We start from the raw sequence: 1,357 nt of genomic DNA, 5'->3' as shown, positions 1-1,357 counted from the left end.
GATTAACACGCTGCTGAAAAACCCCACGCTGGACGCCGAAATCGGAACATGATTCACTTTCCGGGCGGTTTGGCGGGGGAAAGCGATGCGGGGATCGGACGAGACGAGCGGGTCGCTGTTCAGCTACGTCGATCTTGAGGCGCGCATTCCGGCCCGGCACCCGCTGCGCAAGATCCGGCAGGTCGTCAACGATGCGCTGGTCAGTCTCGATGCCGAGTTCACCGCGCTCTACGCCGATTTCGGCCGTCCTTCGATTGCGCCGGAACGGTTGATCCGGGCCAGCCTGCTGCAGATCCTGTTCTCGATCCGATCCGAGCGGCAACTCATGGAGCAGATGCAGTACAACCTCATGTTCCGGTGGTTCGTCGGGCTGGGGATCGATGACCAAGTCTGGGTTCCCACCGTCTTCACGAAGAACCGCGACCGGCTGCTGACCACCGAGATGTCGCGCAAGTTCCTCGCAGCGATTTTGGCGCATCGCGAAGTGGCGCCGTTGCTGTCGGATGAGCATTTCTCGGTCGACGGCACACTGGTCAAGGCCTGGGCGTCGATGAAGAGCTTTCAGCCGAAGCCGGAAGCTGCCCCTCCCGAAGGCGGTGACGGGCCTCCGCCACCCGCCGCCGATGCCGCCGCCGACCCCAGCCCCAGCCCTGAGACCGCCCCGATGACCGCCACCAAGCCCAGGGATCGCAATGCCGAGGTCGACTTTCGCGGCCAGAAGCGGTCCAACGCCACCCATGCATCGGTGACCGATCCGGAGGCGCGGCTCTACCGGAAGTCGCCCGGCACCGGTGCGAGTCTCTGCTTCATCGGCCATACCCTGATGGAGAACCGCAACGGCCTGATCGTTCAGACCGAGATGACGCAGGCCGATGGCCATGCCGAGCGGCGCGCCGCCCTCGCCATGATCCACCGTCATTCTCCGGGGTCGACCAGGCGGCTGACGCTGGCCGCCGACAAGGGCTACGACTGCGCGGAGTTCGTGAAGGACCTGCGCCAGGCCTGCGTCACGCCCCATGTCGCGCAGAAGATCCGATATTCGGCGATCGACGGCCGGACCACCCGGCATCCGGGTTACGCCGTCTCGCAGAAACGCCGCAAGAAGATCGAGGAGCCGTTCGGCTGGGCCAAGACCGTCGGCCCGATGGCGCAAACCATGCTGCGGGGCATCAAACGGGTGGGCGCCCAGTTCACCCTGACGATGGCAGCCTGCAACCTCGCTCGACTGCCGCGGTTGCTGACCGCATGAGGCCGAATGGTGGCGCCCAAGTACACCGAACCTCCGCAACGAACCTGCTTCGGCCAGCCTGCCAAGGGAAACCGTTCCACGCATCAGATTAATTCAGCAACCTGTTAA

1 protein-coding gene is annotated in these 1,357 nt (G+C 64.6%); it reads left to right on the top strand.

Annotated features, from left to right (window positions below; genetic code table 11):
• Positions 1-85: 85 nt before the first annotated feature.
• Positions 86-1,249: an IS5 family transposase gene (locus EOW65_RS19815; protein WP_128152396.1), complete on the top strand. Its 1,164-nt coding sequence runs from the start codon at positions 86-88 to the stop codon at positions 1,247-1,249.
• The last annotated feature ends 108 nt before the right edge of the window (positions 1,250-1,357 follow it).

This window comes from Paenirhodobacter ferrireducens, from assembly GCF_004022265.1.
Lineage (GTDB): Bacteria > Pseudomonadota > Alphaproteobacteria > Rhodobacterales > Rhodobacteraceae > Rhodobacter > Rhodobacter ferrireducens.
This window is presented reverse-complemented; position numbering and strand designations above follow the sequence as displayed.